The 9,764-nt window shown below is 34.4% G+C and carries 5 protein-coding genes and 2 pseudogenes; all 7 read left to right on the forward strand.

Annotated elements, in window-relative coordinates; genetic code table 11:
* Positions 1-267 precede the first annotated feature (267 nt).
* Positions 268-2,433 (forward strand): McrB family protein, encoded by a 2,166-nt coding sequence (locus tag DDE80_RS12795; RefSeq protein WP_108308253.1) that lies wholly within the window; start codon positions 268-270, stop codon positions 2,431-2,433.
* Between the two features lie 10 nt (positions 2,434-2,443).
* Positions 2,444-4,528 (forward strand): hypothetical protein, encoded by a 2,085-nt coding sequence (locus DDE80_RS12800; protein WP_108308255.1) that lies wholly within the window; start codon positions 2,444-2,446, stop codon positions 4,526-4,528.
* A gap of 197 nt (positions 4,529-4,725) precedes the next feature.
* Positions 4,726-5,923 (forward strand): annotated as a pseudogene (locus tag DDE80_RS12805) (IS256 family transposase).
* A gap of 247 nt (positions 5,924-6,170) precedes the next feature.
* Entirely contained in the window at positions 6,171-7,202 is a 1,032-nt protein-coding gene (locus tag DDE80_RS12810) for a DNA-processing protein DprA (RefSeq protein ID WP_108308256.1), read from the forward strand.
* A 17-nt stretch (positions 7,203-7,219) separates the two neighbouring features.
* The gene (locus DDE80_RS12815) at positions 7,220-9,190 is read left to right on the forward strand and encodes a hypothetical protein (protein ID WP_108308258.1); all 1,971 of its coding nucleotides are present in this window, start codon (positions 7,220-7,222) and stop codon (positions 9,188-9,190) included.
* A 62-nt stretch (positions 9,191-9,252) separates the two neighbouring features.
* Positions 9,253-9,609, forward strand: coding sequence for a hypothetical protein (locus DDE80_RS12820; protein ID WP_108308260.1), 357 nt, complete (start codon positions 9,253-9,255; stop codon positions 9,607-9,609).
* Positions 9,610-9,644: 35 nt separating this feature from the next.
* A pseudogene (locus tag DDE80_RS15785) lies at positions 9,645-9,764 on the forward strand (IS5-like element ISLpl3 family transposase); the annotation flags it as partial.

Below are 9,764 nucleotides of genomic sequence, written 5' to 3' on the forward strand. Positions count from 1 at the left end.
CATTTACGAGCTGTATCTTCAAAACCATATTCAACAAGAATTTCGTTGATTTCTTCCTGTGAAATAAAGTTTTGAAGTAACATGAAAATCGTGGTATTCTTAGCCATGAGAGATTCCTCCTCGTAAATGTTGGTGTGGTAACTTACATTTTACATGGAATCTCTCTTTTTTATTGCATTTTATTGGTAAAAATTAGTTAATCAACAGACATGTTATAATATATCAAAATATGATAGTTCTATATTATTAAATAAAGGATTGAGAGAAATGGTTTTAACAACGAATGAAAACGAAGTCTTATGGACAGATTCAGAAATAAGCCAATATTATAGTGCAATTCAGATACTACAAAATTGGTTATTAGATAAGCAACCTACTAGTCAATTAGTCGAAAACGCAGAGAAGGAAGTAGTAGAGTTCTTAAAAGCTGGCACGAAAGGAAAACGTAAAAAGATATTCAAAGATTATTTTAGTCAATATGATCTTGAAAAATTGAAACAATTAATAAGTATTTTAACTTACACAGAAGATAGCGCAATGCAAAAGAAAGCCAAGTTAATCGAGATGGGGATGTTAATAGTGACGAAAGACTACTTAGAAAAAGTTGTTTCTCCTATTAAATTGGAGTCTGTTTATGTTAATTGGCTTCAAGGGGATATTAAATCTGTGTTAGAGAAATTGAAAGAAGAATATGAAAATGACAAACTTTCCGAAGAATTAGTCAAAACATTTACTAAAGCATTCCGAAAATTTAACGGTAAAAAATTATTTCTTCGTATTACAGAAGTAACCAATAAATTTGTTGGGGGGATTCCAGTTGAATTAACAGAAGATGGTTATAAAGATATGCAGCATCCATTTTTAGATATACCATGGGAAGTATCCGCGCCTGCTGAAAACGCTTCCTTCGAAATTGGTGAAATTGTTGAAGCGTATTATAACGAATCACGAAACGAACATTATCGCCATCTATTAATCTATGTGGAATTTAGAAGTGCTACTTCAATAGCCCAGTCCCTTCCAGATATTCTTGAAGTAATATTAAAGCCAGCAAAAAACGAAAATATTCGTGAAATTTTAGAAATCCCAGAAGAACCAACATTGCTTGAAGATTATATTGTAAAGCGATTAATGGAACGGTCTGAGCCTTTAAAGAATCATGTGAACCAAGAATTCGAAAACCTTAATAATCAATTGCAAGAAGTAGAGCGAAAACAGCAGCAACTTCAAGACGAACAAACTAACTTAGATGAAGATTCGAAACGATGGTTAGAAATTATGAAAAAAATTGAAAAATATAAACGTGTAGATCAAGGTGAAAAAAATTTAACAGATGAAGAATATGAGATTTATAACTATGAGCGAGACTCGTTCATTAAGACATTACAATCACTGATTTATCACAATGATGAGCAACAACTTATCTATCAAGAAGACATTATACGTAGTTTTATGTATTCCTTACAAGCAAATGTTCTAACGGTATTGGCAGGACCATCTGGAACAGGGAAATCAAGTATTGTGCATGCATTCGCGCGTGCACTCGAAAATGTGGAAGTGCGTATGGTGCCTGTTCAATCGAGTTGGACTGATACGCAAGATTTGCTTGGTTACTTCCACCCAACGGATAAAGCTTTTGTACCGACGCCATTTATGGAAGCGCTAGCTGAAGCCAATAAGGAAGAAAATGCACAAAAAATATTTTTAATTTGTTTAGATGAGATGAATTTAGCACATGTAGAGTATTATTTTTCTGAAATTCTGAGTGCGCGAGAAGGACGTACGAAAGAAATCCATCTTTATCCAAAACGTCATTGGGAAACAGCAAAATTAATTTTAGAAGAAGGAAAAGTAGATGTGGAGAGACTACAAAGCGCAAGAGAATTAGTAGAAGATTATCCACCAGTCTTTGAAATTCCAACAAATGTGCGTTTCATTGGAACATTAAATATGGATCATACGGTTAAGCCACTAAGTCCGAAAGTAATTGATAGAAGTTTTATTATTGAAATTAATCATTTAAACATACAAGAGAAAAAAGAAATCTTGGCCTCCCTTCAAGAAATCGAAGGAAAAATTGCGATGAATTATCAAACATTTACTAAAACCAATTTTGAAGAAAATAGCGTGCAACAATATATTGATAAACTTCAAGAAATATCAAATTTATTTGAAAGTTATCCAAATGCACCGCTTAACAGTCGAGGTCTAAAACATTTAAAAACGATCTTAACGTATTGTCAGCAACAGATAGAAATGGAGGGTTTAATCGACCGCCTTATTTACGGTAAAATTTTACCTCGTTTGGAAATCAAAAAAAGTGATTTTGTGCAGCAGGAAAGTATAGTTTTTAATCAAATGAAACACTACCCTAAATCTTTTGAAAAACTTCAAAAAATGAATAATAGTAAACATACGATTACATTTTGGTAGGTGTTAATAAATGAAATTATTTAATATAGTCGTGAATGATGAAGTAATATGCAAAAGTGAATTGCAGTATGACGGTAAAGAGTATTTTTCATGTGAATATAATAAAATACAAGGCGAAATGACTCAAATTGGTGTAAGGGTGGAAGCAGCAGAGGTTGTTGTACAGCAATTTGGACAATCTATTCTAGCGCTTTTTTATAATGAACAAGCAGATATGTGGTATCAAGAAAGTAATTCTTGGGTTGAAAATAATTTTAAACATCGAACTGATGGCATTTTTGGTATTAATGTTGGCGGTAGTTTTGAAGTTGTCGCATTAGACAAGCAAGGCTTGGAGTTGGAGAAAGTTTGTGTGAATATTACACCAGGTACGATGTCAATTGAAGAATATAAAATCATGCAGCAAGAAGTGCGCCATTTATTTGAAATATTTTCGTACGATTTAAAAGATGACATATTTCAAGAAAATAACTTGTTACGTCGTGTCCAAATGCCATTGTTTCCATTAGAGACTTTTCAACAGCTCATTTTAAAGACAGACACTGTTTTTAATGAGTTAAGTGAACGGCCAGAAGTCGAATTACGTCAAATTACGAAAAAAGTGCATGTGAAGGATGTACGCAAATGGACACCAGCACTTATCATTGAAGATGCGATAAAACAACAAGGAAAAGTGTCAGCTATTACGAATGAACGAGTGACAGACCTTCGAGAAAATCGCATGATTAAATTTATGATGGATGAATACTTGAAGCGCGCAAAAAATGAACTTGAAGCAGAACAGCGCCAAAAGCAAACGTTTCAACTAGAGATGGACGAGTTGCATGTCATGCTTGTTCAAACATCCGGAGAGCTAACGGTTAAACCAAGGCAGTTGCTAGGGGTATTACAAAAAGATATTGCTTTATTAGATGATCGTCTAAAGCAATGGAAAACAATTATTCAAACAATAGAAGATAATATACACAATCCACTACTAGAAGTTGAAAGTGAAGAGCCAGACGAAACTCATTTATTTCGGATGCATCCGCTTTATAGCGAACTATATGATCAGTACTTGCAATATGAAAATCTTCTACCTGAATTAACCGATACTTTTCGTTTATTTATACAAAGCTTGTTAAAATCGCCGACACTTTATGAAGTGTGGATGTTGTTAAAAATCATTCAACAGTTAACGCAATGGGGACTAGACACCAAAGAATTTATTACAGATCTCGAACAAAATTATAGTCAACTTAATACGCATGTCATTAGTGGGTATCGCAAAAAATTTCATTTGAAAGATCGACCTTTTGATATAGCGATTTATTATGATTATACATTTGAAGAAACAGGATATCGGCCAGATTTTGTAATTGGTTTCCTCAATAAACAGACGCATAGGTGGACCTTCCATACGCTAGATGTGAAATACAAAAATTATTCTGTGATGAAAAACGGTCGCGCAAATTATTTGGCAGATTTAAATCGTTCAGCGTACCGCTATTTACAAGAACTACTGCGCCCACAACATATTGTACAATCAGCGACTCTTGTTCATTTAGACGATGCGGCAAAAAATTGGAATGTAAAACCAGCTAATTTATTGCCACATACGGCGCATCATCAATTAGCTCATTTTATGCTATCACCATTTCGTAGCGAAAATTTACACGTCTATTTTAAACGCTTATTACATGAAGGCAGCCAGTATGAAAATTGTTGTCCTTCTTGTGGTAAAGCGAGAAAAGGTGTACAAAAAAATATTAAAATAATTAGCGGTAAAGGTAGAAGTGGTCGTAATAAGCATAGCTGGAAGACGCAATATACATGCGATGATTGCAATGAACTGTGGGTGGCGAATTTTTGTAGTGATTGTTCGTACAATAATCGCAATAATCTGAGCGCAAATGGTGCCTTTGATTATCCAAGGCCTCTTTATAAATATCCGACAAATAATTACAATATTCAAGTGAGAGATGAATGGGAAGTGCATTGTCCGACATGCAATAAACTAAGTTATCCAGAAAGACCTTATACATTAACAGATGACGATTTTTTAGGACCTACTGTAGTGTATCATACGAGGAAAAATAGGAGGCGAATAAAATGACTCCGGTAGTCTAGATTGAATAATAATGATTGTGCGATTTATCTCAATTGTTGATGTAATTTCATGTAACTATTATTCGCCCTTTGAGTAGAGAGTATAAAATATTATGTGTAAATGAAAAATTCCATGTAAAAAGGAAGACCCTTTCTTGGTAGAATTAAGTCACCACAACCAATCCTAGAAAAGAGGTCTTCCCTATGAATCAGTTTACAACAGAAATTGTCGATGCTACTTACAAAAAAACAAGATATTACCGAGGTTTTTCGTTCGCACTTGGAAATGGCGATCAACTCGCTGTTGGCGACAGAACTAACGGAATTTTTGGATTACGAAAAATACGATCGTATCGGGTTCAACTCAGGCAATTCTCGCAATGGGTCTTATTCGCGTACACTTCACACGGAGTACGGCGATTTAACGCTTCAAATCCCGCGTGATCGCAATGGTGAGTTCAAGCAACAGACAGTGGCACCGTATAAGCGCTCGAACGATACGCTGGAAGAAACCGTGATTCACCTGTTCAAGAAAGGCATCACGATGTCTGAAATCGCCAACCTTATCGAGAAAATGTATGGGCATCATTATACGCCACAAACAATTTCGAACATGACAAAAGCGGTAACAGAAACGGTTGAAGCGTTTAATAAACGTCCACTACATGATCGATATGTGTGCGTATATTTAGACGCAACGTATATTGCCGTACGTCGTGATACAGTGTCGAAAGAAGCCGTTTATATCGCTGTGGGCATTCGTGAAGACGGTTCAAAGGAAGTGCTTGCGTACACAATTGCCCCAACGGAATCGGCTTATAACTGGAAAGAGCTGCTTGAAGAGCTGAAAGACCGTGGTGTAGAAGACGTGCTATTATTTGTATCAGACGGCTTAAAGGGCATGGCTGACGCTGTGTTTACCGTGTTTCCAAAGGCAAAGTATCAGGTGTGTCTTGTCCATGTGGCGCGTAATATTATGCATAAAGTCCGTGTAGAAGATCGTAAGGAAGTGTGCGAGGATTTTAAAACGATTCACCAGGCAAAGGAAGCCGAAGCAGCGAAAAAAGCGCTCGAGACGTTCTGCGAAAAATGGGGCAAATCGTATAAAAAAGTCACACAAGGCTTACTGGAAAACCCGTATTTCCTAACATTTTATCAGTTTCCAAAAGCGATTTGGTGAAGCATCTACTCAACAAATCTGATTGAATCATTCAATAAACAAATTAAGAAATATACAAAACGTAAGGAACAGTTCCCGAACGAAGAATTGTTGGAGCGCTTTTTAGTGACGCAATTCGAAGATTACAATCAACGTTTCGCAACGCGTTGTCACATCGGTTTTAATCAGGCCCGTGCGAAGCTGGAAGAAATGTTTGAGCAACTAAATGAACCGGTAAAATAAACCGGACGCGCCAGCGCGAAATTTGGATGTCTAGGAAAGGGCTAGCCCTTTCCTAGACATCCAAATCAAAGCTTCGAACAAGTTAATTTGAATACAAAAGTGACGAACTACCTTAATCGGGTGAAAAGTCATTTACACAAAATTATTGACAGTACCTAAAAGGTTGAAGTGTATAGGAATTAATTTACAATATGTTAAGATAGTTAATAGTAAGAAAATATAATTATAAACAGAGGAGAAAAAATTAATGAAATATGAAGATGAACAAATTGCTAATTTAATTCTTTCTTTAAAGAAACTTAAAGGAATAGGTAATAAAACAATTCAAAAAATGTTGAAAACTAATAAAAAAGAATTAGAAACGACAACTAATTATACAGAAACATTTTTACGAAGTTTGAAAAACAATAGCATTATAAAAGGATTAGATAATTCCACTGTGAGTTGGGCAACGCTTCAAAAAAATGCGGCAGAAAGCTTAGAAATAGCTTTCAAAGAGAACATTTTAGTATTACATCCATATATGAAAGAATATCCTCAAAGGTTATTAGTAAATGAAAGTTTTCCGCCACTATTATTTTGCAAAGGAGATATCAAAATTTTAAATTCTTCAAAAATTGTTGCAATTATTGGTACACGTGAACCGACTGAATTCGGTAGCAAAATGGGCCTGCGTTTATCTAGTTTATTAGCGGAAAATGGATATGTTGTTGTTAGTGGACTTGCTGTAGGGTGTGATACTATTGGGCATTTAGGTGCTCTTGAAGCAACTGGAAAAACAGTAGCTGTATTACCAACACCTATTGATGCATCAGTGTATCCTAAGAACAATCAAAATCTTGCAGACGAAATTGTTGAAAAAGGTGGTTTACTAATTTCTGAGTATGAACCGGGGAAAAAGATGCAAGGAAGAGAATTAGTTGCAAATTTAGTAGCTAGAGATGAGTGGCAATCCGGACTAAGTGATGGTGTTATTGCAATAGAAACTAGCTTGAAGGGTGGTTCCAATCATGCTATTAAGCATGCAATTAGAACAAAAACCCCTTTAGCATTATTTGATTACTCTTCGCGTCTAGGTGAGGAATTTTTTAAAAATGATAGATACAGTGGAAATGTGAAGTATATCAAAACTGGAGAAGCAATGCCTATATTTTTACCGGAAACTATTGAAATTTTTAGAAAATCTATGGATGAGTATTATTCTAATCTTACTTTCAAAAATTGGATATTTAAGAAACGCGAAAAGCAACAAGAAGCTAAACAAATTAAATTATTTTAAAGAGAGGAACTAGAAAAATGGCACAGCGAATAAAGAACAAAATAAGCTACGAAAAAACAATGAATCATTATAGATTTAAATTTGAAGGTTTAGAAGAACCCGTATTTTATTATGATTTATATCCAACTGCCAAAAAAAATTATTATACAAATAATGATATGCGTTATAACTTTGGTCAAGGATTAAAATATAAACCAAATATTCATTCAAATAATTGTTATGAGGCAACCCAATGCTACCAAAATTATTCAAAATACCAAAATATCTTACGTGAATTTATAACTACTTTTAGTAATGACAATTTAGGTATGAAAATTGGTGTTGTTACCATTCCATCAAGTAAGCAAGAAACATTAACATGTGTTACGCAAGTTGTCAGAGATGTGATAGGAGTTCAAATAGATAATCAAAATATTTATGATTTAACGACAAATTTAGTTCGCACAAAAAATAAAGAAGCCGCACACGATGGTGGGACTAGGAATATTTTAATGAATATGAGGACACTGGCGTTTCTAAATCCTGGTTTGTTGCATGAAATGGATGTTTTGTTAGTGGTTGATGATATTGTTACTTCAGGAAATTCTTTCAGAGCGTTAAAGAAATTACTTACTAAATTAGAGTTTTCAGGGGATGTTGTTAATTTTGCCTTCCTTCATTCTATGAATGAAAACGCACATGAAAACTATGATGAATGGAATTTAAGTAAAAAAGGCGAATGGAATAAGGGAGAGTATAAAAAAAATACCAAAGTGGATGCGATTATTTTCGACTTTGATCAAACTTTAGTTGACACAAGTAACCGAAATGAACTATTTGAAGAAGAAATTTTTAAACTTAAAGTAGGTAATAAAGATTTCAAGAATCATGAAGTAAGAGAGGAATTTCAGGAGTTTTTAAAGCGTTATTCGGATGTATATTCTATTTATGATCCAGAAGCACTGAGAATCCATCAGGAAAAGAATATACCCTTTGCAATATTGAGCAATGCAAGTTGGAGAAAAGTATTTTTATTAACACAAACAGATGCAATTCAGCCATCATTATATCCGGACATTTGGAAAAGTCATTATCAAACAAACGGATATAATGAGGAAATATATACTAAATATATGGCAAGTAAAAATAAAAAATATAATGGTTTAAGTTTTAGATATTCTTTTGATAAACAGAAAAATATTTTTAATATTCCTCAAGAGGAAGAATTTTTTTGGCCTAAACCGAGTGAGCGAGGTGTTATTAAAGCAAAAAATTGGTTAAAGCAAAACTTTGAATTATGCGAAAATGCTCGTATTATAGGGGTCGGTAATACTCCAGAAGATATAATTGCGTACCATAAAGCTGGTATTGAAAGTGTGTTAGCCCTGTGGGGAGTTCCGGAATATGCGAGAGAATACGCAAAGCAAAACTGGGGTGCAGAATATTCTTTTGATACATTAGCAGATTTTCTAACATGGGTAGAAGAATCTCAATTTAATTCTGATTATTTAAAAGAAATTGAAAATAAAATTAATTATGAAGAAGATAATAGTACATATATAATTTATGAAGAAAAACAGGATTATTTGTGGAAATTAACGAAAAGTAAAAAAACCAAATCAGACTTTTATAAAAATAGAAAAGATGATTCTAAAATTAATTTTTTGGCAGAAGTTATTGGACAACAACAAGCCAGTATATGTCTTTTAGCGCAACTAACAAAAACTGAAAACATAGGGCGTTATGAAAATTTCAACTTCAATATCTATTCAATTGTAGAACATTTTAAAGAAAAAAAGCATTGGGAATTACTAAATCATTGGAGTAAAAGAGCAAATAAGCCTATTCAAGTTTCAAATCGCTTATATGAAGCATACTGTGCAGATGACTTAGAATCGTTTGATCCGGGCAATGGTAAGACACGAGAACGAAATATTATTGCTTACGATACGTTAAGAAATTGGAAAAATCATAATTTACCTTGGCCTGGAATAGCACCTACAAATTAAGTAGTTTATAGAATAAAAACCCCCAAAGAGAAGAACCTCATCTCTTAAAGGGAGTGATTTCGTTGAAAAAGTTATGGACGGTCGTCATTATGCTGTTGTTTTTCGTGATGTTACCGCTTCAAAGTTTAGGTGCACAGGCAGCAGCGGCGCCAAAGATTTCGGTTAAGTCGTATAAGACAGAGCAAATTCAATATGCGGTTATTCATGGGGACAAGTATAAAGCAGTGAATGCGAAGATGTATCAGGAAGCAAAAGAAGCGTATGCAACGCAAAAGGACTTAGATAAGCAGCTGAAAGAGGACCGGGAAAATGGTAGCATTCCAGATGGTATTGACTATGTGATTGGATTGACACCGATTGTAAAATATAAAACTTCAACGAAAATTAGGTTCTGTCTAAAAACTATTTCCACCCCATGATACAATGGTGTAAATCAGAAAATGGGGTGGATGAAATGGCGCCAAGTCGTTACGAATTAACAGATGAACAGTGGAAACAAATTGAAGGGTTCTTCCCACCGTACACAACCGGTCGTCCTTCGAAACGAAGTAACCGTGAGATGTTCAATGCGATG

Source organism: Metalysinibacillus jejuensis, from assembly GCF_003057615.1.
Taxonomy (GTDB): domain Bacteria; phylum Bacillota; class Bacilli; order Bacillales_A; family Planococcaceae; genus Metalysinibacillus; species Metalysinibacillus jejuensis.